Consider the following 24,752-nt stretch of genomic DNA (forward strand, 5'->3'; position numbering starts at 1 on the left):
GGAGGCAGTACAGTGATTGAACAATTATTAATCTTTAGTTTGCTAACATCATTTATAATAGCGGTGCTTGTATCACCGGTATTTATCCCTTATTTAAGAAGACTTAAATTTGGACAGAGTATTCGAGAAGAGGGACCAAAGTCACACCAAAAGAAATCTGGTACACCGACAATGGGTGGCCTCATTATTATTCTTGCGATTATAGTAGGCACAGTAATCATCGCACTAAAATATGACGAGATATCCACTCAAATCTGGCTACTGTTGTTTGTGACAGTGGGATATGGACTTATTGGATTTTTAGATGATTTTATTAAAGTAGTGAAGAAACGTAACCTTGGTTTAACCTCAAAGCAGAAGTTGCTAGGTCAAATGGTTATCGCTATCCTCGTTTACTTCGGTTTAAGAACCATTGGCTTTGATACGGCGATTCGCGTTCCTGGTACAGAAATTAGCTTTGATATTGGCATTGGGTATGTTGTGTTACTGTTTGTTATGCTTGTCGGAGCATCGAATGCGGTTAACTTAACGGACGGATTAGACGGTCTTGTAGCAGGTACAGCAGCCATAGCTTTCGGAGCTTTTGCCATCTTAGCAGCTTCGGTTTATATGTACGACGTAGCTATTTTCTCAGTAAGTGTCGTTGGTGCTGTTCTTGGATTTCTTGTTTTCAATGCACACCCAGCAAAAGTATTTATGGGTGATACCGGGTCACTTGCTCTTGGTGGCGCGCTTGCCGCTGTAGCCATTATGACCAAGCTTGAGCTTCTCCTAGTGATTATTGGTGGTGTCTTTGTTATTGAGACATTGTCAGTTATTATTCAGGTGGCATCATTTAAAACAACTGGGAAGCGTGTGTTTAAGATGAGTCCGCTCCATCACCATTATGAACTTTCTGGTTGGACGGAATGGCGCGTAGTCGCTACATTCTGGACTGTAGGTCTACTTTGTGCAGCATTTGGAATCTATCTTGAGGTGTGGATGTAATGAAAAAAGTAAATTATGAAAATAAATGTGTACTCGTATTGGGCATAGCGAAAAGTGGATTTGCAGCAGCAAAATTGCTTCGTTCTCTTGGCGCAACCGTTACAGTCAATGATCGAGAGCAAGTTGAGAATAATCCAAAAGCTATTGAACTTCAGGAATTAGGTTTTGAAGTGATAGGTGGGGGGCACCCGCTCGAGCTACTTGACGGAATTGACTTAATTGTAAAAAACCCTGGGATTCCATATCAAAACCCGCTCCTTGTAGAAGCAGTAAAAAGAGATATCCCAATCGTAACTGAGGTGGAAATTGCCGGAGAGATTTCTGAAGCGCCATTTATTGCGATTACTGGTTCAAACGGAAAAACAACAACGACGACTTTAATTGGTCAACTATTAAATCAAACGCCGGCTAATCCGATTGTCGCTGGAAATATCGGAACGGTTGTTTGTGAAGTAGCAGCCGAAGCAACACCTGATCAAACCCTTGTAACGGAGCTATCAAGCTTTCAATTACAAGGTACGGTAAATTTCCATCCGCATATTTCGGTTCTTCTTAATCTTTATGAAGCGCATCTTGATTATCATGGTACAAAAGACGCTTACGCAGCAGCGAAAGCACGTATGTTCCGAAATCAAACGAACGAGGATTTTGCCGTTTATAATGCAGATGATTCGCTAGTTTCTTCGTTTGCAGAAGCTTCAAAAGCTTCTCTTGTTCCATTTTCAGCTACTAAAAAACTTGATGATGGTGTTTTTATTGAAGATAGTTGGATCGTCTTTAGAAAAGAAAAAGTAATTAAAATAGATGAGCTATCCATGAAGCAGAACATTGAGAATACACTTGCCGCTATTGCTGTAGCGAAGTTATCCGGTGTGTCGAACGAAAAAATCCATGAAGAACTTACGAATTTTCACGGTGTGAAACATCGCCTTCAATTTGTTGGCGAAGTAAGTGGACGTAAATTCTTCAATGATTCAAAAGCAACGAATTCAATCGCTACAAAAAAAGCCTTAGATTCGTTTGAGAAGCCAGTAATCCTTCTCGCAGGTGGCCTGGATCGTGGAAATGACTTTGATGATTTAAATACCTATTTTAAAACAAAAGTAAAGCACTTGATTACGTTTGGAGAAACCGCCTCGAAATTGAAACAAACGGCTAACCAAGCAGGACTGAATTCTGTCACAGTTGTCGATAATGTAGAAGAAGCTGTTTCAACAGCGTATCATCTATCCGGAACGGGAGATGTTATTCTTCTTTCACCAGCTTGTGCGAGCTGGGATCAGTTCAAAACGTTTGAAGAGCGAGGAGACATCTTTATTGAGGCAATGCATAGACTCTAATGAGGGGTTGTCTTGCTTATCCGCGAAGTTCGGTTAGGTAAAATCGACATAACGGAGTGTGGGTCCATTGCCGAAAACAAAATCAACGCCAGATCTGGTCTTTTTAACTGCAACACTTGTCCTGTTAGCAATTGGATTAATCATGGTTTACAGTGCAAGCGCCGTATGGGCCTCCTATAAATTTGACGATGCGTTTTTCTTTGCGAAGAGGCAGCTTCTTTTTGCAGGCGTAGGCGTGGCTGCCATGTTCTTCGTTATGAACGTTGAATATTGGACGTGGCGGACATGGTCAAAAGTAGGGGTGCTCATCTGCTTTATCCTGCTTGTCTTAGTACTTATTCCAGGAGTAGGACTTGTTCGTGGAGGAGCGAGAAGCTGGCTTGGTGTTGGTGCGTTTTCAATTCAGCCTTCGGAATTCACAAAGCTTGCAATGATTGCTTTTCTTGCGAAGTACTTATCTGAAAATCAGAAACGAATTACCTCGTTTAAAAAAGGTCTAGTTCCGTCACTCGGACTTGTCTTTGTTGCATTTGGCATGATTATGCTTCAACCGGATCTTGGGACAGGGGCAGTGATGGTTGGAACGTGCGTTGTGATGATTTTTATTTCGGGCGCTAGAATTGCACATTTCGTGTGGCTTGGTATGCTTGGGTTGGTAGGGTTTGCTGTACTCATTTTATCTGCGCCATACCGAATTGCGAGAATTACATCTTACCTCGATCCGTGGAGTGACCCATTAGGTAGTGGGTTCCAAATTATTCAGTCCTTATATGCAATAGGACCTGGAGGGTTGATGGGGCTTGGTCTAGGACAGAGTAGACAGAAGTTCTATTATTTACCTGAGCCACAAACGGACTTTATCTTTGCAATATTATCAGAAGAACTTGGGTTTATTGGCGGAAGCTTTGTGATCCTTTTGTTTGCTCTTCTTCTCTGGCGAGGAATACGGATTGCCTTACGAGCACCTGATTTGTTCGGAAGCCTCCTTGCGGTTGGAATTATTGGCATGCTAGCGATCCAGGTCATGATCAATATCGGAGTTGTGACCGGTTTAATGCCTGTTACAGGGATCACCTTACCTTTTCTTAGCTATGGAGGATCTTCCTTAACCTTAATGCTTGTTGCGATGGGCGTCTTATTAAATATTAGTCGATATGCAAAGTTCTAAGCGGTATATGTCGTAAAAGCGCTCATTTTGAGCGCTTTTTTCAATGTTTTTGTAACTGTTTTTTCCATTGACTGAACCATTTATAACAAAGAAATATTATATGTGGGAATGCGGTGATATTTCTCTGGGATGAATTTCCTTCAAGAGGATAATAAGTGGTAAACTTATGCTATAATGATTGAAATAAGAACTATCTGCTGGATCATGCCGTTCGGTTGCCATGATAAGCGTTTATACATCTTAAGAGTAGACAGAAGTTCAATCACCGGAGACGGAGGCAAGACAATGGAAGATCGCAAAGTTGTAACAATTGAAGACCGGATCCCCACTCTGAAAGCACAGCGGAAGCAACGTGCGAATCGAAGGTTGGTTGTATATCTATCAATCTTTTTCTTTCTTATTTTGCTGATTATTTACTTCCAATCTTCCTTAAGTCATATTCGGAACGTAGAAGTTTCTGGAAACAATTACGTTTCTGATAAAGAAATCATTCAGTTGAGCGAACTAGATAATAGCGTGAGCTTTTGGAACTTAAACACTGAGAAAGTAGAAGTGAAGGTTGAGGAGTCGAAAGAAATTGCAAATGTAACTGTGTCAAGACAATTTCCTGCGACTGCAAAAGTAAAAGTTGTTGAAAATGCGCGTGTGGCCTATTTAAAAAAGGGTAGTCAGTATTTCCCGATTTTACAATCTGGTGCGATTCTTGATGCGCTTCCTAAAGGAGATACGCCAGTAAGCGCTCCGATCTTAATGCAGTGGAATGAAAGCACAGAGCTATCTGACATGGCAGGAGAGCTTCGGAAGGTAAATTTAAGTATCATTAATCGTATTTCTGAAATACACTACACGCCGGATGGTGATAAAGCGTTTAACTTAACGCTCTATATGACAGATGGTTATGAAGTTAAAACAAGCATTGCTGATTTTTCTGAGAAAATGAATAGTTACCCACTAATTGTAGAGAAGCTTAAGGATAAAGCTAAAGGAGTTCTTTATTTGAATGAGGGTAGTTGGCTAGAGCCATACGAAGAAGTTCCTACAAATGATGAAGAGAATAAAGAGACTTCATAAAAATGTACGATAATACTTATTCGAATGGACAGGGAATGATTTTCATTAACGAACGGTTATAAGCAGGGTATCGCATAAGAAAACCACTTAATAACATAGCACAATGAAAGAAAACAACAAATTTCTTTTAATTACCTGAAACAGTGACTTTTCTACTGCTTTCACATGGTGTAGACTAATACGTATGCACTGCTTTAGACTAACTCTTCTTGTAAATTTAAAGTAGGCGAGGAGAGTAGGGGTTTATTACCCAAAAAAATGAGAGTAATTCTCGTATAAAAGAAGGGAAATAACCGGATTTGTGGAATAGAGTCCTTATATCATATTCTTCCTGGGACTTCATGAAGCAAGGCTTGAGGAAGTTTAGTTTGAATCAATGTTGTGTATATAAAGGTGTTGGACATTTTTTCAACCCTATTATAGAGAAACTATTAATACCTGAATATGGTAGCATTTTGAAGGAGGTGCCAGGAGAATGAACAGCAATGAGATTTATGTGAGTCTAGACATCGGTACATCCAATGTGAAAGTAATCATTGGCCAGATGACGAACGATTCTTTAAATATACTAGGAGTTGGCAGTGCGCCTTCCGATGGGATTCGAAAAGGATCGATTGTAGATATAGATGAAACTGTTCGTTCAATTAAACAGGCAGTAGAAAACGCAGAAAGAATGGTAGGTTTATCGGTTCGTTCTGTGATTGTGGGGATCAACGGCAATCACGTCCAGCTACAGCCCTGTCATGGGGTAGTGGCGGTATCAAGTGAGGATCGTGAAATTCATGATGAAGATATTGCTAGAGTAATTGACGCAGCACAGGTTGTTTCTATCCCTCCTGAGCGAGAAATTATTGATGTGATTCCAGGTCAATTCGTGGTTGATGGTCTGGATGGCATTACGGATCCACGTGGCATGATTGGTGTGCGTCTTGAAATGGAAGGGACAATCATTACAGGTTCTAAAACAGTATTACATAATTTATTAAGATGCGTAGAAAAAGCGGGTCTTGAAATTGCTGATATTTGTCTACAACCGCTTGCATGTGGATCAATGGCTTTATCAAAGGATGAGCGTAATCTTGGCGTAGCTCTCGTTAACATGGGTGCTGGTTCGACGACGATTTCCATCTTTGAAGAAGGGAACCTGAAAGCCACGTCTGTTTTACAAATTGGTGGCGATCATGTAACAAAAGATATTTCGATTGGTCTTAGAACAACGACTGAAGAAGCTGAGCGAATTAAGATCAAGCACGGCAATGCTTTCGTTGATCTTGCTTCAGAAGAGGAAGCTTTCACTGTATCGACTATTGGCAGTTCGGCTGAACAAGAATTTAATCAGTACGAATTAGCTCATATTATAGAACCTCGGATCGAAGAGATGTTAGAATTGATAGAAGACGAAATTAAGCGAATGGGAATTCGTGAATTGCCGGGCGGATTTGTTCTAACCGGTGGTATGGTCGGAATGGATGGCGTACTTGAACTTGCTCGTGAAATTCTGCAGCATAACGTACGTGTTGCTGTCCCTGACTATATCGGCGTACGCGAACCGCAATATACAACTGGCATTGGTCTTATCCAATTCACGTATAAAAACGTGAAGATTCAGGGGAAAGAAGTGGCAGCATCACTTAACCCTGAAGAAGAAGTGAAGCCCAAGCGTAGAACAAAAGCCGAACCTCAACCAGGTGAGAAATCTTCTTCACCAGGTATGAAAGAGAAAGTGAAGAATTTCTTTAATCTATTTGTTGAATAAAGGGCTATTACAAGATTAGGAGGACCTGAGATGTTAGAGTTTGATATGAATATGGAACAATTAGCACAGATAAAAGTAATCGGTGTCGGCGGAGGCGGAAGCAACGCTGTAAATCGTATGATTGAAAATGGTGTACAAGGTGTTGAATTTATTGCTGTTAACACGGATGCACAGGCATTAAACCTTGCGAAGGCAGAGGTGAAAATGCAAATTGGTGGTAAATTAACAAGAGGTCTTGGAGCTGGAGCTAATCCTGAGATTGGCAAGAAAGCTGCAGAGGAAAGCAAAGAACAGATCCAGGAAGCACTTAGTGGTGCGGATATGGTATTCGTCACGGCAGGAATGGGTGGCGGAACAGGTACTGGAGCAGCACCTGTTATTGCTGAAATCGCAAAAGAGCTTGGCGCATTAACCGTAGGTGTTGTGACACGTCCATTTACATTTGAAGGTAAAAAGCGGTCAACACAAGCTGTTACGGGTATAGCCATGCTAAAAGAAAAAGTCGATACGTTGATTGTTATTCCTAACGATCGTCTACTTGAAATTGTAGACAAGAATACGCCAATGCTTGAAGCGTTCCGTGAAGCGGACAACGTTCTTCGTCAGGGTGTTCAAGGTATTTCTGATCTTATTGCGGTACCAGGACTGATTAACCTTGACTTTGCGGATGTGAAAACCATTATGACTGAACGAGGTTCTGCTCTAATGGGTATCGGTATTGCAACTGGTGAAAATCGCGCATCTGAAGCGGCTAAGAAAGCTATTTCAAGTCCACTTCTTGAAACATCAATTGATGGAGCAAAAGGTGTTCTAATGAACATTACGGGTGGATCTAACCTGAGTCTTTATGAAGTGAACGAAGCGGCTGATATCGTTTCTTCCGCATCTGATGAAAATGTGAACATGATTTTCGGTTCTGTTATTAACGAAGATCTAAAAGATGAAATTCTCGTTACTGTGATTGCGACAGGATTTGACGAGAATGAGAATAAGAAAAAGACGGTTCCACGTCCTTCTGCTCAGTCGAAGCAAAGCGCTCCAATTCAGCAACCTAAGCACGAAGAAGAAGAAGCACAGCCGGAACCATCCAAATTTGGCGCGCGCGCTGACGAAACCAATGACACATTGGACATCCCTACGTTCTTACGTAATCGTAAACGCAATCGACGCTAATATGAAAAACCAGCTCTTTTTTGAGCTGGTTTTTTTATTGGAGAAATTTAACGTCACTCATAATTAGTTATGGAGTCTATTCTTGAAATGATTGCGCTTTCTAATAGAAATGTGAGTTGCTTTCCTCTTCTAACATTTGTTAACATAGTAAAAATTATATTTTTTCTGAAAATGGTGTTGTGTTCATGGGCAATCACACGTATAATGTCCATTATATAAAAACAAGTGTCCTCACCAGAAGGACAAAGGAGTGGAGAGAAAATGAAAGATTGCGTATCAGTTGGATTATTAGGACTAGGAACGGTTGGTAGTGGTGTCGTACATATGATTGATTCTCATCAAAAGGAGTTGCAGCAGCGAGTTGGCTGTGAAGTGAAAGTAGCTAAAGTTCTTGTAAGAGATATGGATAAAGCACGAAGCGTAGATTTAGATGAAAGTGTACTAACACTTGATCCAGATGATGTCATCAATAATCCCGAGGTTGACGTAGTGATTGAAGTAATTGGTGGAATTGATCAAGCAAAAGAATTTATTCTTTCATCACTTCAAAATCATAAACACGTTGTAACTGCAAATAAAGATTTGATGGCCATTCATGGAAGAGAGTTACTAAGCGCTGCAGTTGAGAATGAAAGTGATCTTTTCTATGAAGCTAGTGTAGCAGGTGGGATTCCAATCCTTAGAAGTTTAGTAGAAGGATTATCTTCCGACCGCATTACGAAATTAATGGGGATCGTAAATGGGACAACAAACTATATTTTAACGAAGATGACAAAAAACAATGTTCCTTACGATAGCGTATTAAAAGAAGCACAGGAGCTAGGCTTTGCAGAAGCAGATCCTACAGCGGATGTAGAAGGACTTGATGCTGCTAGGAAAATGGTTATTCTTGGAACGCTCGGTTTTTCAATGAAAGTAGGCTTAGACGACGTTAAGGTAGAAGGCATTACTCGAGTAGATGAAGATGATATTGCATATAGTAAAAAGCTAGGTTACACCATTAAATTATTGGGAATTGCAAGTTCCACAGATGGTTCGATTGAGTTATCCGTTCAGCCAACCTTACTTCCGTCAAGACACCCATTAGCTTCCGTTAACGATGAGTATAATGCTGTCTATGTATACGGTGAAGCAGTTGGAGAAACGATGTTCTACGGCCCTGGTGCTGGTCAGTTGCCAACCGCAACGGCTGTTGTATCGGATCTTGTTGCAGTGATTAAGAACATGAGACTAGGCGTGAATGGAAAAAGTGTTATTCTTCCACAGCATGATCGTAAGCTTAAAGATGATGAACAAATTAAAAGCAAGCATTTTATTCGCTTGATTGTAAAAGATGAACCTGGAGCTTTTTCTAAGATCTCACATCTCTTCCAGGACCGAGGATTAAGTTTAGAAAAATTAATTCAAGAACCTGTTGTCAATAAAGGAACTGCAGAACTTGTCATCATCACACATGAAACAAATCAGAGGGCATTTGAGGACGTTCATAATCGATTAAGAGATCTGGATGTTGTTGTAGAAGTGAAAAGTCGCTACCGCGTGGAGGGAATGTAATGAGCTGGAACGGACTAATTAAGCATTATAAAGAGTATTTACCTCTTACAGAGGAAACACCGCAGCTCACTTTAAATGAAGGGAATACCCCTCTCTTAAAGCTTGATCAGCTGTCAGACGAACTTGGGATTTCACTGCACGTTAAAATTGAAGGGGCGAACCCGACTGGCTCTTTTAAAGATCGTGGTATGGTGATGGCGGTTGCTAAAGCAAAGGAAGAAGGCAGTGATGCAATCATTTGCGCATCAACTGGCAACACAGCAGCCGCAGCAGCTGCATATGGAGCAAGGGCAGGTTTACGCTGTATCATCGTTATTCCAAAAGGAAAAGTAGCGCTTGGAAAGCTAGCTCAGGCAATGATTTATGGTGCAGAAATTTTTGAGATTGATGGAAATTTTGATGAAGCGTTACGAATGGTTCGTGATATTGCTGAAACAGAACCGATTGCACTCGTAAACTCTGTTAATCCTTATCGTTTAGAAGGACAAAAAACAGCGGCTTTTGAAGTCTGTGACCAGCTAGGTGAAGCTCCAGATGTGCTAGCTATTCCTGTTGGAAATGCGGGCAACATTTCAGCTTATTGGAAAGGCTTCAAAGAATATGTCTCAAAAGAAAATCGCCCGCAAATGCGAGGGTTTGAGGCTGAAGGTTCAGCGGCAATTGTTCAAAAGAAAATCATTCCGAATCCGGAAACGATTGCTACGGCGATTCGAATCGGCAATCCGGCTAGCTGGCATCTGGCTGAGGAGGCTGTTATCGAGTCAAAGGGGAAAATTGATAGTGTAACGGATGATGAAATCCTGCATGCTTATCAGGAACTTGCTAAAAAAGAGGGTGTCTTTGCAGAACCAGCTTCTTGTGCTTCAGTGGCAGGAGTGATGAAACAGGTCGCTTCTGGCGAGATTGAGAAAGGAACAAAAGTAGTTGCGGTCTTAACAGGTAATGGATTGAAAGATCCTGCAACTGCGATGGACAATGTGATCGCGAAACCACGAGTTGTCGCAGCAGATAAAACGGCGTTTCTTGAAGAACTTAAGGGATGTGTCAGCCATTGATAAAAGACGAATGTCTGTACTTAAAAGTTCCAGGAAGCACGTCAAATCTTGGACCGGGATTTGATTCAATTGGTCTTGCCATCAATCGTTATTTACATGTGAAAATTGAACCTTCGACAGAATGGTCTTTTCACTATATTGATTTTGATGACCGTTTTCCATCTGGAAAAGACAATATGATCTATCAAACAATTAAAGAAATTGGGAGAAAGTATGGGAAAGGGAAAGAGCTGAGGCCTTTCGCTGTCACGATGACGAGCGAGCTTCCTTTAGAAAGAGGGCTTGGGAGTAGTGCTGCAGCGATTGTAGCGGCTGTAGGAATAGCAGATTACGCAATGGAGCTTGGTCTAACGCTAGAAGAAAAAGTGCAAATTGCGACGGCGTTTGAAGGCCATGCTGATAACGTTGCTGCCTCTCTTTACGGTGGTTTAGTCATCGCTGCAGGGCAAGAGAATTTAGATACGATATCACATAAAGTAATGGATTTAGAAATGGTAGCTTTAATTCCAAATCATAAATTGAAAACAACAGATTCTCGTTCTGTTCTTCCTAATATGTTATCTTATGAGGAAGCTGTGGAAGCGAGTAGTATTGCAAATCTTTTTATTGGGGCAGCACTCCAAAATAATTGGAAGTTAGCTGGTAAATTAATGGCGCGGGACCTTTTTCATCAGCCATATCGAAAGCACCTTGTACCTGATCTTGAACAAGTCCATGAATTTGCAATAAGTCATGGAGGCTATGGTGCTGCGTTAAGTGGAGCTGGACCAACATTAATTGTCTTTGCTCCAAGCGGCTCCTCAGAGTATCTTCAACAATCACTAGCAAAGCGTTTTCCGACTTACCAATGCGAAGTGCTTCACCCAACGTCTACCGGGATAGAAGTAACCGTCGGAGCTTATGAAAATCAATCAATCTAAGAAGAAGTCGCCCTCAAAAAGGGCGACTTTTTCTATTTGAGAGTAATAGTTGATGGCTGACAAAACTAGTGATAATTATCCAAAATAACCTCAGTCTAACCGGCACAATCTGACAGGTTTATCTGTCAAATTAGTCTATACTTAGAATCAAAATCGCAAGGGGGGAGGTACTTAGTGGCAGTATACCTTGATGTGATTTGGCTATTGAATTTTTGTTTCGATTATATGCTACTTGCGCTAACCGGGATACTGCTAAAGAAACATGTTAAGAAAAGACGACTTGCGACAGGTGCATTAGTTGCTTCTTTTTACGTTCTTTTTCTTTTTGTTCCATCATTGAGTTTTATGACACTTCCACTGATGAAATTACTTTACTCCTTCGTGATTGTTTTCATGACGTTTGGATTTACTCGATTCCGTAGTTTTTTCCAGTGTTGGCTTCTTTTTTACTTTGTGACTTTTATGATCGGCGGAGGAATGATGGGGGCTCATTACTTTTTTCAGCAAGACATGACGGTCGTTAACGGAGCAATCGCGACAAAAAGTACTGGATTTGGTGATCCGATAAGTTGGGCATTTGTCTTAATCGGCTTTCCAGTAGTATGGCTTTTTTCAAAAAGGAGAGTTGAGAAACTTGAAACAACACGCATTCATTTTGATCAATTGGCCAATGTGTCAATCCGAATTGATGAGGTAACAATTTCAGCAATTGGATTGATCGATAGTGGCAATCAGCTTCAGGATCCACTAAGTGGCTCACCGGTAATGATTCTTGATATGACCGTACATGAATCAAACTTTCCGCCAGCATTAATTGAGAAAGCAAAAAACATTACCGATTTTCAAGAAGAGGGAGAGGGGGATCGTTGGGAACACAGGTTACGAATTGTTCCGTTTCGAGCAGTCGGACAAGATCACCAATTCTTGTGTGCTGTAAAGCCGGATGAAGTGATGATCTCATTAGAAGGTCGTTCATTAACAGTAAAGAAAGTGCTTATTGGGTTAAGTTTTCATTCTATTTCTGGAGAAAAGGATTATTCGTGCATACTTCATCCGAAAATGCTGACAGGACATAAGGCGACTGCGTCATAGAAGATAATTCAAGACGATCAAGGAGGAGTTTTGGATGGGGAAAATAAGAATTAAGATTGTTCTCTGGTGGCAGCGGATATTATTGAAATTAGGAATTAAACCTGATGAAATTTATTACATAGGAGGAAGCGAAGCGCTTCCTCCTCCTCTATCCAAAGACGAAGAAGCACATTTGTTAATTCAGTTACCTAAAGGAGATAAAGCGGCAAGATCAATCTTAATTGAACGGAACCTTCGTTTGGTCGTTTATATAGCGCGCAAATTTGAGAATACGGGAATTAATATTGAAGATTTGATAAGCATCGGCACAATAGGATTAATTAAAGCTGTGAACACGTTTAATCCTGAGAAGAAAATCAAACTTGCTACCTACGCTTCACGGTGTATCGAAAATGAGATTTTAATGTTCTTGAGAAGAAATAATAAAATCCGATCTGAAGTATCGTTTGACGAGCCGCTTAATGTGGACTGGGATGGGAATGAATTGCTTCTATCAGACGTTCTTGGGACGGATGAAGATATCATTACGAGAGGAATTGAAGCTCGCGTAGACCGTCGCTTGCTTGTTAAAGCGTTAGAAACACTAAATCCACGAGAAAAACAAATCATGGAGTTAAGATTTGGTCTAGCGGGTGAAGAAGAGAAAACGCAAAAAGATGTCGCCGATCTTCTCGGTATATCTCAATCTTATATTTCAAGGCTTGAAAAACGCATCATAAAACGTCTTCGAAAAGAATTCAATAAAATGGTCTAAGGATGTTAAGAGAATAGATGCATAAAATTCCCACTCGCGGAGATACTTTACTTTGACAGCATCTCCGATGAGGAGGGAATGAGTTGACACGAAACAAAGTCGAGATTTGTGGAGTAGATACCTCCAAACTTCCTGTGCTTAAAAATGAGAAGATGAGAATTCTTTTTAAGCAAATGCAGGAAGGGGATATATCTGCACGTGAAGAATTAGTTAACGGAAATTTAAGGCTAGTTCTAAGCGTGATCCAACGATTCAATAATCGAGGAGAATATGTGGATGATCTTTTTCAGGTAGGGTGTATTGGCCTGATGAAATCCATAGATAACTTTGATTTAGGGCAAAACGTGAAATTCTCTACTTATGCAGTGCCGATGATTATCGGTGAAATTCGTAGATATCTCCGTGACAATAACCCGATTCGGGTTTCGCGATCATTACGAGATATCGCTTATAAGTCTCTCCAGATTAGAGATAAGTTAATGACGAAGAATTCTAAGGAACCAAATCCCACCGAAATTGCAAAAGAGCTAGGTGTCACGAAAGAAGAAGTTGTCTTTGCTCTTGACGCGATTCAGGATCCCGTTTCATTATTTGAACCGATCTATAATGATGGTGGTGATCCGATCTTTGTAATGGATCAAATCAGCGACGATAAACAAAAGGATATTCAGTGGTTAGAGGATATTGCACTTAAAGAAGCGATGACTCGATTAAATCAGCGAGAAAATATGATTTTACAAATGCGGTTTTTCCAGGGGAAAACCCAAATGGAAGTAGCGGATGAGATCGGGATATCACAGGCCCAGGTATCTCGTCTTGAAAAAGCCGCGATCCATCAAATGAATAAAAATATTCAAAGTTAGAATGAGACCTGAGAAACAGGTCTTTTCTTTTGCCTGCATTTCATATAATGAGTTGAAAGGTGGGTGCGTCATGATAAAAATTTCTGAATTTCAGGTTAAAGATGTTGTGAACGTATCGAACGGACGAAAACTAGGTCACATCGCTGATCTGGAAATTAATTTAACTACAGGTAAAATAGAAGCGATTGTGATTCCGGGTGCAGGTAAGATGATGGGGTTATTCGCGAGAGAAAGTGATGTTGTTATTCCGTGGCGAAACATTGTTAAGATTGGTTCAGACGTAATTTTAGTAAGGCATCACGATACTGCAGATGGCGAATCTTTTCAGAAAGAATCGTAAGCTCAGAAAGATGTAACAATCTATCTCCCTTAGCTTCAACATATTATGATAAAATAAGGTATAAACTGTATCATGGTATAAAGGGGTGCAACTGTGGCGAACGAACCATTTCATGCAACAATGAAACAAACTTCACTGGAACTGAAATTTCCAGATCAAGCTGAGCGAAAAAATCAACCAATTGCAGGTTTTTCGACTCGCAGAAACGGAGTTAGCCAGACTCCGTTTTCTAGCTTGAATCTTGGATTTCACGTACCAGATGAAGCGAAAGATGTGCTCGAGAACCGAGAAATTCTTGCTGGTGATATTGAGCGACCACTAAATCAGTGGGTCGTTGGACAACAAATCCACGGCGCGGCTCTTGCAAAGGTTGTTTCAAAGGATAAAGGACGTGGATCAACGGATCATCACGATGCGATTTCAAGTGTCGACGGATTATATACAGACGACCAGGATGTTTTATTAACGGCTCTTTATGCAGATTGTGTTCCATTATATTTTTATGCCCCAAAAGCGAATCGGGTTGGTCTTGCCCACGCAGGGTGGAAAGGAACGACGAAGAATATTGCTGGAGAGATGATCAATGCCTGGAAGCAAGATGGTATAAAGGCTGAGGATATTTATGCAGCGATAGGACCGTCTATTGGGAAGTGCTGTTACGAAGTTGATGATGGAGTAGTCAATCAGGTCAATTCACTCCTTTTAAATAAAGCTACACTGTATGAAGAGACGTCAAAAGGAAAATATCAGCTTGATTTAAAAGCTGTTAATCGGGAATTGCTTCTAAAGGCTGGTGTTCAATTAAGTCATCTATCAATTAGTAGCTACTGTACAAGCTGCAGCAATCTGTTTTTTTCTCACCGAAAGGAAGAAGGGAAAACAGGAAGAATGATGGCATACATAGGACTCGGGGAGGTATAGCATTAACGTGGATGTAAGAGAAAGTTTCACTACGATTAAAAAACAAATAAACGCAGCAGCCGAAGCTTCTAGTCGAAATCCAGAGCGAGTAAACGTGGTAGCCGTTACAAAATACGTAAGTGTTAAACGGACAAAAGAAGCGCTCGATGCAGGGTTGACGCATTTTGGTGAAAGTCGTGATGAAGGACTTTTAGAAAAAGTGGAAGCACTTGGCATAACGCCCTCCTGGCACTTTATCGGCACGCTACAATCACGTAAAGTAAAAGAAGTTCTACCATTTGTAGACTATATTCATTCACTTGATCGTCGTTCTTTAGCAAAAGAAATACAGAAACGAGCCGATCGTGAAATTAACTGTTTTGTGCAGGTGAACGTATCCGGTGAAGACTCCAAGCATGGCTTATCATTAGATCATACGATTCCTTTTATTGAATCGCTGAAAGAGTTCTCATCGATTAAAGTGATCGGGTTAATGACAATGGCTCCGCATACAGATGATCGAGATGAAATTCGATCAGTCTTTAAGCAACTCCGGGAGCTTGGAGAACGTATTCAAAACCTTTCACTCAGTCATGCACCTTGCAACGAGCTTTCGATGGGCATGTCTAACGATTATGAAATTGCAGTTGAAGAAGGTGCAACTTACGTTCGAATTGGATCGTCACTTGTCGGTAATGAAAAATAAATCAAGCTCTCCAGGAGGTGCAGGGAATTGGGTATTAAGACGAAATTCAAACAGTTCTTTGAACTTGATGATGAGACAATAGAATTGGATGAGCAGCAGGAGAACGAAGCCTATATGGAAGAAGAAGAGCCTGAAGTAAGCAGGGCAAATCGAAAAAGCAAACAAAATGTTGTCAGTCTTCAAAGCGTTCATAAGAACTCAAGAGTTGTGCTAGTGGAACCTAGAGTGTATGCTGAAGCTCAGGATATTGCTGATCATGTGAAGAATCGGAAGTCCGTTGTTATGAATCTTCAACGTATTCCGCAGGATCAGGCAAGACGAATTGTCGACTTTTTAAGTGGAACCGTCTATGCTGTTGGGGGCGATATTCAAAAGCTTGGTCCGGAGACATTCTTATGTACGCCGGATAACGTTGAAATTTCAGGAAATATCACAGATGAAATTTATGAAGACGAGTAAGTAAGAAAGGGTGAAAAGTTTGAACATTGCTTCAATTTTAATTTCAGCAGTACAAATTTATACGTGGATTCTCATCATTTACATTTTTATGTCATGGATTCCAAATGCAAGAGAATCTTCAATTGGCCAGATGATTGCTTCGATTGCAGAGCCATACCTTGCACCGTTTCGCAAATTCATTCCACCAATCGGAGGCATGCTTGACATTTCACCGATTGTTGCGATCTTTGCGCTTCAATTCGTCCAATACGGAATCGCTGCTCTCTTTAGTTTCGTAAGTTAATGTCGATTTACGAACATTACCGCCCTGAAGAACGGACGTTTGTGGATCGCGTTTTGCAGTGGCAAGATGAGGTTCAGGAAAGATATGCGCCCAGATTAACAGATTTTCTAGATCCGCGAGAGCAGGATATGGTGAGACAAATCATAGGAAATCATCCTGATGTGGGAGTGTTTTTCTCAGGTGGAGTGGTAGGGTCTGAACGTCAAAGGGCTCTTCTTGTTCCACCTTACTTTGAGCCTTCAATCGAAGATTTCGAAATAACAGCATTTGAAATTACATATCCAGCTAAGTTCGTTACACTTACGCACCCTGATTTGCTTGGTGCAATGATGGGCCTTGGGATAAAACGAGAGAAGTTTGGGGATATCATCGTAAATGAAAGTCTTGCACATCTTATTGTCGCAAAGGAGATTGCAGACTTTGTTCAAATGAATTTGACGCAAGCTGGTAAAGCTTCTCTTTCTCCAGTAGAAATTTCACTTGAACATTTACATTTACCTGAAGCAGTATGGGACGAGCAGGCAGGGACGGTAACTAGTCTTAGATTAGATACTGTTCTGGCTGAAGTTTATAACCTATCAAGAGGTAAAGTCAGTACGATGATTGAACATGATCGTGCGAAATTAAACTGGAAGGTTGTCAGTCAACCTTCTGCTGAAGTGAAAGAGGGAGATTACTTATCTCTTAGAGGCTCTGGTAGAAGTAAAATTGTTTCAATCGATGGAAAAACAAAGCGAGATAAATGGCGAATCACTTATCAAATTCGTAAATAGTTTGTCACAAATAGAAGGAATATCCAAATCGCTGTCGAAATAGGATTAAGCCGGGTATATGAAATGAGAGTAAATCGGAGGTGGCTGAATTGCCTTTAACACCATTAGATATTCATAACAAAGAGTTTACTCGCGGTTTCCGCGGTTATGATGAAGATGAAGTCAATGAATTTCTCGATCAGGTAATCAAAGATTATGAAACGGTAATCAGAGAAAAGAAAGAATTGAATGAGAGAGTGAAACTATTAGAAGAACGACTAGGACATTTCTCTAACCTGGAAGAAACGTTAAACAAGTCGATCTTAGTTGCACAAGAATCAGCAGAAGAAGTAAGACAAAATGCCAAAAAAGAATCTCAGCTTATTGTGAAAGAAGCAGAAAAAAATGCCGATCGCATTATTAATGATTCACTTGCAAAAGCGCGAAAGATATCAATGGATAACGAAGAGCTAAAGAAACAAGCTGCCGTTTATCGCACACGTTTTCGTATGCTAGTGGAAGCTCAACTCGAGATGCTTAATAACGAAGACTGGGATGGTCTTGTAGCTCGATTTGAAGAAGAGGAAGAAGAGCAGCAGGAACAAATCGAAGAAAAAGCGTAATGCACTTATTTATTTTTTTGTCATTTCCTTGACTTCTTATTTTTATTTAAACTATACTTCTAGTAATAGCAATAACGATCGACGAAGATGGGAAGAGTACCTAATTCTTACTTAACAAAGCGAGCCGGGTATGGTGTGAGCCGGTGTTAAACAATTAGGGAAGATCGCCCCTGAGTCCCGTGCTGAACGATAAGTAAGCCTCGGCGAATCATTCACGTTACGAATGCAAAGTGAGCGTAAAGCTTAATTTGGGTGGTACCACGGGAAAAACCTTCTCGTCCCTATTCGGGGATGAGAAGGTTTTTTTGTATTTGACGAAAGTGATGCCGGGGATTTACGTGCTACGGTTGTTGGTCGTTATAAGTTGAAGGAGGAAACCTCATGAGCTTTAAAGAAACGCTCTTAATGCCAAAAACAAAATTTCCGATGAGAGGAAATTTACCAAATAAAGAGCCTGATATGCAAAAAGAATGGGAAAACATCAATCTTTATGAAAAAGTACAGGAGAGAACGAAAGATCGTCCTTTGTTTGTGCTACATGATGGCCCTCCATATGCGAATGGTGACATTCATATGGGGCACGCTGAAAACAAAGTGTTGAAGGATATTATCGTTCGTTATAAATCAATGAACGGTTTCAATGCCCCTTACGTTCCTGGTTGGGATACACACGGCCTTCCAATTGAGCAGGCGTTAACTAAAAAAGGCGTTGATCGTAAAAAGTTAACGGTAGCTGAATTTAGAAAAAAATGTGAAGAGTATGCATTAAAACAAGTGGATCGCCAGCGTGAACAGTTTAAGCGTCTAGGTGTACGAGGCGATTGGGATAACCCATACATCACGCTTCATAAAGGATATGAAGCGCAGCAAATTAAAGTATTCGGTGAAATGGCGAAGCGTGGTTATATCTACAAAGATAAGAAAACCGTTTACTGGTCTCCAACTTCTGAATCTGCATTAGCAGAAGCTGAAATCGAGTATCATGATAAGCGCTCTCCTTCCATCTATGTTGCATTTGATGTTAAAGACGGTAAAGGTGTGCTTGCAGGTGATGAGAAGTTTATTATTTGGACTACAACACCATGGACGATCCCTTCTAACCTTGCGATTGCGTTAAACGAGAAATTTGAGTACAGCGTTGTTGATGCTGACGGTACAAAATACGTCGTTGCAACAGAGCTTGTTGATCAGTTAAAAGAAGAGTTTGAATGGACGAACGTAAGTGAAATGAACCGTGTTAAAGGTAGCGAGCTTGAATACGTAACAGCTCAGCATCCGATCTATGACCGGGAGTCTCTTGTTATTCTTGGTGATCATGTCACGCTTGACGCTGGTACAGGATGCGTTCATACGGCTCCTGGACACGGGGAAGATGACTACTTGATCGGACGAAAGTATAAACTTGATATCCTTTGCCCGGTTGATGAGAAAGGCGTCTTTACAGATGAAGCTCCTGGTTTTGAAGGAATGTTTTATGATAAAGCGAATAAGCCAATAACAGAGAAGCTTGAAGAAGCAGGCGCTCTCGTAAAACTTACGTTCTTCACTCACTCTTATCCACATGATTGGCGTACGAAGAAACCAATTATCTTCCGTGCAACAGAACAATGGTTTGCTTCTATTAAAGAGTTCCGCCCTGAACTACTTCAAGCAGTAGCAGATGTGAAATGGTTCCCTTCATGGGGCGAGATTCGCCTTCACAATATGGTAAAAGATCGTGAAGATTGGTGCATCTCTCGTCAACGTGCATGGGGCGTTCCGATCCCAGTATTTTATGGCGAAAATAATGAGCCAATCATTACAGATGAAACAATTGCTCACGTATCAGACCTATTCCGTGAACACGGATCTAACATCTGGTTTGAGTGGGATGCGAAAGACCTTCTCCCTGAAGGATTTACTTCAGAGCACAGTCCGAACGGAGAATTCCGGAAAGAAATGGACATCATGGACGTTTGGTTTGATTCAGGTTCATCTCACCAGGCTGTACTAGAAGAGCGTAGTGATCTCGTTCGCCCAGCTGATTTGTATCTTGAAGGTTCAGATCAGTATCGCGGTTGGTTTAACTCATCTCTTTCTACAGCTGTAGCTGTCACTGGAAAAGCACCTTATAAAGCGGTTCTAAGCCACGGATTTATCCTTGATGGAGAAGGAAAGAAAATGAGTAAATCGCTTGGGAATACAATGGTACCAAACGATGTGATGAAGCAATTAGGAGCGGATATTCTACGTCTATGGGTATCATCTGCTGATTACCAGGCTGACGTGAGAGTATCAGATGATATTCTAAAACAAGTAGCTGAAGTGTACCGTAAAATTCGTAACACGTTCCGCTTTATGCTTGGTAACCTAGAAGGCTTTGATCCAGCTCAGCATCAAGTCGCTTATGAAAACCTAGGTGAACTTGATCAATATATGCTTGTGAAGCTAAACAACTTAGTATCAAAAGTGAAGAAAGCTTACGATGAGTATCAATTCTTAACGGTTTACAACACGATTCATAACTTCTTCACAATTGAAATGAGTTCCTTCTACCTTGATATTGCAAAAGATACGCTTTATATCGAGCATGAAGACCATCCAAAACGCCGTGCGATTCAAACTGTTCTTTATCAGACAGCTGTAGCGTTGACAAAACTTCTTTCTCCAATTATCCCGCATACAGCTGAGGAAGTTTGGCAGTATGTTCCTGGTGAGAAGGAAGAGTATGTACAGCTTTCTGATATGCCGGAAGTGAAAAAATTTGAAGGCACTGCAGATCTAGAGCAAAAATGGGATCATGTCATGGAACTTCGCGATGAAGTGCTTAAAGCATTAGAAGAAGCACGTAACGAGAAAGTAATCGGTAAATCATTAACAGCTCAGCTTCATATTTACGCTGATAAGGGCACGAAGGATTTGCTTGAAGGCGTAGCTAATCTTGAGAAGCTCTTTATCGTATCTGGTGCTACAGTTGCAGGTACGAAGGCTGAAGCACCAGCAGAAGCGAAAGTATATGAAGAACTAGCAATCGCTGTTTCACCTGCTGAAGGAGAAACGTGTGAGCGCTGCTGGCAAGTGAAAACAGATGTTGGCACTGATAGCGAGTACCCAACTCTTTGTGCTAGCTGTGCTGAAACGGTTAAAAATCATTACTAATCGTGATCGTTAACGAAAAGACGCTTTGCAATTGCAAAGCGTCTTTTCTATATGGCAATCGCAGTTTCGATTGTCTGCTGAAGCAAGCTGTGCTAAACTTTCATAGGAAGTAACATTTGATCGGAGGAGCGCTCGTGTGGAAATATCTCATAGCCATTGGCATCATTGTACTTGATCAGTGGACCAAATGGCTTGTTGTGAAGTATATGGAATATGGTGAAAACATAACATTGATCGATGGTTTTCTTTCTCTCACATCTCATCGAAACCGGGGCGCGGCCTTCGGAATCCTTCAAGGACAGATGATTTTCTTTTATATTATAACGATTTTCGTCATTGGGGCGGTTATTTATTATATGAGACAGTATAAACATAGCCGTTTCGTTAGTGTAACGCTCGCGCTCATACTTGGTGGTGCAATTGGGAACTTTATTGATCGAGTCCTTCGAGGAGAAGTAGTGGATTTTGTAAACACGTTCATCTTCTCTTATGACTTCCCGATTTTTAACGTTGCTGATGCATCCCTTGTTGTAGGGGTTATTCTCATTTTTATCGGAACTATTTTTGAAAGTAAGCAGGCTAAAGGGGAAAACTAATGGAAAAATTCACATTTAAAGTAGCAGAAGAAGAAAAAGGTGAGCGAATTGATAAGCTCATTACTTCTTATGAAAGTGACTGGTCACGTAGCCAGGTTCAAACTTGGATCAAAGAAAAAAACATTCAAGTAAATGGTGAAGCAGTAAAAGGCAATTATAAAGCAACAGCAGGCGATGAAATCGAAGTAACCGTTCCAGATCCTGAGGAGTTAGAAATTGTTGCGGAGAACTTAAATCTTGATATCGTTTACGAAGATGCAGATGTTCTTGTCGTAAATAAGCCTCGTGGAATGGTTGTTCATCCAGCACCAGGCCACGCTAGCGGCACTCTTGTAAACGGACTAATGTATCAAGTAAATGACCTAAGCGGCATTAATGGGGTTGTTCGCCCTGGGATTGTGCACAGAATCGACAAAGATACATCAGGCTTGTTGATGGTTGCTAAAAACGATAAGGCGCATGAATCACTCGTAAAGCAACTGCAAGCCAAAACAGTTAACAGACTGTATACGGCCATTGTACATGGCAATATTCAGCATGATGTAGGCACGATTGATGCTCCAATCGGACGAGATCGTCAAGATCGCCAAAAGATGACGGTGACGGATGAGAACAGTCGCGATGCTGTCACACATTTTCGAGTGCTTGAGCGGTATCAGCAATATACGTATGTGGAGTGTAAGCTTGAAACAGGTCGGACGCATCAAATTCGCGTGCACATGAAGTATATCGATCATCCTGTCGCAGGGGACCCGAAATACGGACCAAGAAGAAAGTCGCTTCCAATTGACGGTCAGGCGCTACATGCAGGAGTACTTGGTTTTCGTCACCCTGTAACGGAAGAGTGGCTTGAATTCTCAGCGCCTATTCCTGAAGATATTGAACGCTTATTAAAAAGACTTAGACAAGATTAAGGTTGACTTTCGAGAAGATCTCTGCGATACTCTTTGTAGACAACAGCATACCCTTTAACGACAGTCCCGTGAGGCTGCAAAGGAAAATCGGCTGCGTACGAACGCTACATTTGTATGCCCAAGAACCCTTTTGCCCTCATGGCGAAAGGGTTTTTTTAATGCTTAGGAATAGAAAGAGAGAGGGGCGGTCATCATGGAAAACAAGCGAATTTTATTAGATGATCAAGCGATTCGAAGAGCACTAACAAGAATTGCGCATGAAATACTCGAACGCAATAAAGGCATCGAAAATACAATGCTTGTTGGAATAAAAACCCGAGGCATCTATTTAGCTGAAAGGTTAGCTGAACGAATTGAGCAAATCGAGGGCTCAGCGATTTCAGTAGGAGAAGTGGACATCACGATGTATCGCGATGACTTAACTCACAAAAATGAAGATCAGGATCCGCTGATTAAAGGAACAAGTATATCAAAAGATGTGAGCGATCAGAAAGTGATTCTCATTGACGACGTCCTTTATACCGGTAGAACCGTTCGTGCAGCAATGGACGCTTTAATGGATCTCGGCCGCCCATCACAAATACAACTAGCTGTGCTGGTGGATCGCGGACATAGAGAATTACCGATTCGACCTGATTACGTTGGTAAGAACGTGCCAACATCAAAAGAAGAAATCATTGAAGTTGCTCTTACAGAAGTAGATGACTTTGATCAAGTTAGCTTGACACAATCATAAATCGTGCTCCCTTTAATTCCGTCCAGAGAGACGGCCAAGGGAGGAACCGCGTTCCGTTATAGGACACGCGCGTACCTCCTTGCGGCCATGCAAGGAGTTTTTTTATAAGTATGGCCGGGACACGCACAACCAAGGAGGAAAACATCATGAAACAAGTACTAGGAATTCGAGACGTTCCAAAACCATCAAGTTGGCTTACATTAAGCTTACAGCATTTATTCGCTATGTTTGGCGCAACGATATTAGTTCCGTTTCTCGTCGGTCTTGATCCGGCCGTGGCTCTTGTCTCAAGTGGACTTGGTACACTAGCGTATCTCTTAATTACGAAAGGTCGAATTCCTGCTTATCTCGGCTCATCATTCGCCTTCATAGCGCCAATCATATCAGCAGTATCATTACACGGCCCTGAAGGAGCGATGATCGGAAGTTTCTTTGCAGGAATTGTTTATGGATTAGTTGCGATCGGAATTCGAACACTTGGTTTAAACTGGCTCTTAAAGCTGCTGCCGCCGATCGTTGTAGGACCGGTCATTATGGTGATTGGGCTCGGGCTTGCGGGAACGGCGATTGACATGGCCATGAACAACCCAGCAACGGAAGCGTATAGCGGCACACACTTTACTGTCGCGCTTGTTACGCTTGGGATCACTATTCTTGCTTCGATGTTTTTAAGAGGATTTTTCAGCCTGATCCCGATCTTAATCGGCATTGTATCAGGATATACATTTGCTTACTTTATGGGCATTGTGGACTTAACACCGATTAAAGAAGCTTCATTCTTTCAAATGCCCGACTTTATCATCCCGTTTGCAGATTACAACCCAGTAGACGTCTTCTCATGGGAAATCCTGTTCATCATGGTTCCCATTGCGGTTGTCACGATCGCTGAACACATTGGCGATCAGATGGTCTTAAGTAAAGTAGCCGGAAAAAATTTCTTAAAAACACCAGGTCTTCATCGTTCTATTCTTGGTGACGGCGTAGCGACAATGATTGCATCTTGTCTTGGTGGACCACCAAACACAACTTACGGAGAAAACATCGGTGTGCTTGCCATTACACGAGTGTTCAGCGTCTTTGTCATAGGGGGAGCCGCTGTGCTCGCACTAATGTTCGGATTCGTAGGAAAAATAACGGCGCTTATCTCAACAATTCCAACGGCCGTCATGGGAGGAGTTTCAATCCTTCTCTTCGGAATTATTGCTTCTTCAGGCCTACGCATGCTAATCGATAACAAAATCGATCTTGGAGAAAAGCGAAACTTGATTATCTCCTCTGTTATTCTTGTTATCGGTGTAGGTGGTGCCTTCATCCAAGTAAGTGATAACTTGCAAATTGCTGGCATGGCTCTAGCTACGATTATCGGTATTGCGCTAAACTTGATCCTGCCTGGAGGAAGCTCACAGCAATCAGTAGAAAAAATGTTCGAAGAAGATCTAGATAACAATGAACCAGCTGCATAGTATCATCCTTTAAAAAGGTACAGAGAGACCTAAAAGGGTGGAAATGAGAGGCGTTGACACAACGCGTCTACCTTTCTACACCCTGACAAACGCTCAGGGTGTTTTTTTG

General features: G+C 41.3%; 24 protein-coding genes and 1 other annotated feature. All 24 genes read left to right on the forward strand.

Annotated elements, in window-relative coordinates; translation table 11 throughout:
* Nucleotides 1-12 precede the first annotated feature (12 nt).
* On the forward strand, nt 13-987 hold the full coding sequence (gene mraY, locus PQ578_RS13280) for a phospho-N-acetylmuramoyl-pentapeptide-transferase (protein WP_273834778.1): 975 nt from the start codon (nt 13-15) through the stop codon (nt 985-987).
* Complete coding sequence (gene murD / locus PQ578_RS13285) at nt 987-2,327, forward strand: UDP-N-acetylmuramoyl-L-alanine--D-glutamate ligase (RefSeq protein ID WP_273834779.1); 1,341 nt, start codon at nt 987-989, stop codon at nt 2,325-2,327. The genes mraY and murD overlap by 1 nt, the downstream gene beginning before the upstream one ends.
* A gap of 67 nt (nt 2,328-2,394) precedes the next feature.
* Entirely contained in the window at nt 2,395-3,495 is a 1,101-nt protein-coding gene (gene spoVE / locus PQ578_RS13290; protein ID WP_159782302.1) for a stage V sporulation protein E, read from the forward strand.
* A 285-nt stretch (nt 3,496-3,780) separates the two neighbouring features.
* Complete coding sequence (locus PQ578_RS13295; RefSeq protein WP_179886192.1) at nt 3,781-4,566, forward strand: cell division protein FtsQ/DivIB; 786 nt, start codon at nt 3,781-3,783, stop codon at nt 4,564-4,566.
* A gap of 475 nt (nt 4,567-5,041) precedes the next feature.
* Entirely contained in the window at nt 5,042-6,322 is a 1,281-nt protein-coding gene (gene ftsA, locus PQ578_RS13300; protein WP_098443304.1) for a cell division protein FtsA, read from the forward strand.
* A 30-nt stretch (nt 6,323-6,352) separates the two neighbouring features.
* Nucleotides 6,353-7,495, forward strand: a complete 1,143-nt coding sequence (gene ftsZ, locus PQ578_RS13305; protein ID WP_273834780.1) for a cell division protein FtsZ — start codon at nt 6,353-6,355, stop codon at nt 7,493-7,495.
* 261 nt (nt 7,496-7,756) lie between these two features.
* Entirely contained in the window at nt 7,757-9,049 is a 1,293-nt protein-coding gene (locus PQ578_RS13310; protein WP_165995284.1) for a homoserine dehydrogenase, read from the forward strand.
* The gene (gene thrC / locus PQ578_RS13315; RefSeq protein WP_273834781.1) at nt 9,049-10,104 is read left to right on the forward strand and encodes a threonine synthase; all 1,056 of its coding nucleotides are present in this window, start codon (nt 9,049-9,051) and stop codon (nt 10,102-10,104) included. The genes PQ578_RS13310 and thrC overlap by 1 nt, the downstream gene beginning before the upstream one ends.
* Entirely contained in the window at nt 10,101-11,024 is a 924-nt protein-coding gene (gene thrB / locus PQ578_RS13320) for a homoserine kinase (protein ID WP_273834782.1), read from the forward strand. The genes thrC and thrB overlap by 4 nt, the downstream gene beginning before the upstream one ends.
* 174 nt (nt 11,025-11,198) lie before the next feature.
* Nucleotides 11,199-12,116 (forward strand): sigma-E processing peptidase SpoIIGA, encoded by a 918-nt coding sequence (gene spoIIGA / locus PQ578_RS13325; protein WP_273834783.1) that lies wholly within the window; start codon nt 11,199-11,201, stop codon nt 12,114-12,116.
* Nucleotides 12,117-12,150: 34 nt separating this feature from the next.
* Nucleotides 12,151-12,870: an RNA polymerase sporulation sigma factor SigE gene (gene sigE, locus PQ578_RS13330; RefSeq protein ID WP_273834784.1), complete on the forward strand. Its 720-nt coding sequence runs from the start codon at nt 12,151-12,153 to the stop codon at nt 12,868-12,870.
* A gap of 83 nt (nt 12,871-12,953) precedes the next feature.
* Nucleotides 12,954-13,733 carry an RNA polymerase sporulation sigma factor SigG gene (sigG, locus tag PQ578_RS13335; RefSeq protein WP_159782310.1) on the forward strand — a complete coding sequence of 260 codons (780 nt, stop codon included), beginning with the start codon at nt 12,954-12,956 and terminating at the stop codon, nt 13,731-13,733.
* 70 nt (nt 13,734-13,803) lie between these two features.
* Nucleotides 13,804-14,073, forward strand: a complete 270-nt coding sequence (locus tag PQ578_RS13340; RefSeq protein WP_098443312.1) for a YlmC/YmxH family sporulation protein — start codon at nt 13,804-13,806, stop codon at nt 14,071-14,073.
* Nucleotides 14,074-14,166: 93 nt separating this feature from the next.
* Nucleotides 14,167-14,994 (forward strand): peptidoglycan editing factor PgeF, encoded by an 828-nt coding sequence (gene pgeF / locus PQ578_RS13345; RefSeq protein ID WP_273834785.1) that lies wholly within the window; start codon nt 14,167-14,169, stop codon nt 14,992-14,994.
* Nucleotides 14,995-15,001: 7 nt separating this feature from the next.
* Entirely contained in the window at nt 15,002-15,679 is a 678-nt protein-coding gene (locus PQ578_RS13350) for a YggS family pyridoxal phosphate-dependent enzyme (RefSeq protein WP_273834786.1), read from the forward strand.
* A 27-nt stretch (nt 15,680-15,706) separates the two neighbouring features.
* A complete protein-coding gene (locus PQ578_RS13355; protein WP_160919267.1) occupies nt 15,707-16,138 on the forward strand; it encodes a cell division protein SepF in 432 nt (143 codons plus the stop codon).
* 19 nt (nt 16,139-16,157) lie between these two features.
* The gene (locus PQ578_RS13360; RefSeq protein ID WP_224879672.1) at nt 16,158-16,421 is read left to right on the forward strand and encodes a YggT family protein; all 264 of its coding nucleotides are present in this window, start codon (nt 16,158-16,160) and stop codon (nt 16,419-16,421) included.
* A complete protein-coding gene (locus PQ578_RS13365) occupies nt 16,421-17,194 on the forward strand; it encodes a YlmH family RNA-binding protein (protein ID WP_273834787.1) in 774 nt (257 codons plus the stop codon). Before PQ578_RS13360 ends, PQ578_RS13365 begins: the two co-directional genes overlap by 1 nt.
* An 89-nt stretch (nt 17,195-17,283) precedes the next feature.
* Nucleotides 17,284-17,796 carry a DivIVA domain-containing protein gene (locus PQ578_RS13370; protein ID WP_098443316.1) on the forward strand — a complete coding sequence of 171 codons (513 nt, stop codon included), beginning with the start codon at nt 17,284-17,286 and terminating at the stop codon, nt 17,794-17,796.
* Between the two features lie 75 nt (nt 17,797-17,871).
* Nucleotides 17,872-18,082, forward strand: a binding site (T-box leader).
* Between the two features lie 95 nt (nt 18,083-18,177).
* Nucleotides 18,178-20,934 carry an isoleucine--tRNA ligase gene (gene ileS, locus PQ578_RS13375; protein WP_273834788.1) on the forward strand — a complete coding sequence of 919 codons (2,757 nt, stop codon included), beginning with the start codon at nt 18,178-18,180 and terminating at the stop codon, nt 20,932-20,934.
* Between the two features lie 134 nt (nt 20,935-21,068).
* Nucleotides 21,069-21,530 carry a signal peptidase II gene (gene lspA / locus PQ578_RS13380; RefSeq protein ID WP_098445727.1) on the forward strand — a complete coding sequence of 154 codons (462 nt, stop codon included), beginning with the start codon at nt 21,069-21,071 and terminating at the stop codon, nt 21,528-21,530.
* The gene (locus tag PQ578_RS13385; protein WP_273834789.1) at nt 21,530-22,444 is read left to right on the forward strand and encodes an RluA family pseudouridine synthase; all 915 of its coding nucleotides are present in this window, start codon (nt 21,530-21,532) and stop codon (nt 22,442-22,444) included. The genes lspA and PQ578_RS13385 overlap by 1 nt, the downstream gene beginning before the upstream one ends.
* A gap of 193 nt (nt 22,445-22,637) precedes the next feature.
* Entirely contained in the window at nt 22,638-23,180 is a 543-nt protein-coding gene (gene pyrR / locus PQ578_RS13390; RefSeq protein ID WP_159782315.1) for a bifunctional pyr operon transcriptional regulator/uracil phosphoribosyltransferase PyrR, read from the forward strand.
* A gap of 110 nt (nt 23,181-23,290) precedes the next feature.
* Entirely contained in the window at nt 23,291-24,643 is a 1,353-nt protein-coding gene (locus tag PQ578_RS13395) for a solute carrier family 23 protein (RefSeq protein ID WP_420541550.1), read from the forward strand.
* Nucleotides 24,644-24,752: the final 109 nt, after the last annotated feature.

The sequence above is a fragment of the Guptibacillus sedimenti genome (assembly GCF_028610665.1).
Lineage (GTDB): Bacteria > Bacillota > Bacilli > Bacillales > Guptibacillaceae > Guptibacillus > Guptibacillus sedimenti.

Bases quoted from the DNA above. Each gene is read 5' to 3' on its own strand.
- ileS (WP_273834788.1), top strand. From the start codon at position 18,178: ATGAGCTTTAAAGAAACGCTCTTAATGCCAAAAACAAAATTTCCGATG.
- pyrR (WP_159782315.1), top strand. From the start codon at position 22,638: ATGGAAAACAAGCGAATTTTATTAGATGATCAAGCGATTCGAAGAGCA.
- ftsZ (WP_273834780.1), top strand. From the start codon at position 6,353: ATGTTAGAGTTTGATATGAATATGGAACAATTAGCACAGATAAAAGTA.
- murD (WP_273834779.1), top strand. From the start codon at position 987: ATGAAAAAAGTAAATTATGAAAATAAATGTGTACTCGTATTGGGCATA.
- PQ578_RS13385 (WP_273834789.1), top strand. From the start codon at position 21,530: ATGGAAAAATTCACATTTAAAGTAGCAGAAGAAGAAAAAGGTGAGCGA.
- PQ578_RS13310 (WP_165995284.1), top strand. From the start codon at position 7,757: ATGAAAGATTGCGTATCAGTTGGATTATTAGGACTAGGAACGGTTGGT.
- PQ578_RS13365 (WP_273834787.1), top strand. From the start codon at position 16,421: ATGTCGATTTACGAACATTACCGCCCTGAAGAACGGACGTTTGTGGAT.
- sigE (WP_273834784.1), top strand. From the start codon at position 12,151: ATGGGGAAAATAAGAATTAAGATTGTTCTCTGGTGGCAGCGGATATTA.
- thrC (WP_273834781.1), top strand. From the start codon at position 9,049: ATGAGCTGGAACGGACTAATTAAGCATTATAAAGAGTATTTACCTCTT.
- ftsA (WP_098443304.1), top strand. From the start codon at position 5,042: ATGAACAGCAATGAGATTTATGTGAGTCTAGACATCGGTACATCCAAT.
- PQ578_RS13395 (WP_420541550.1), top strand. From the start codon at position 23,291: ATGGCCGGGACACGCACAACCAAGGAGGAAAACATCATGAAACAAGTA.
- PQ578_RS13340 (WP_098443312.1), top strand. From the start codon at position 13,804: ATGATAAAAATTTCTGAATTTCAGGTTAAAGATGTTGTGAACGTATCG.
- PQ578_RS13295 (WP_179886192.1), top strand. From the start codon at position 3,781: ATGGAAGATCGCAAAGTTGTAACAATTGAAGACCGGATCCCCACTCTG.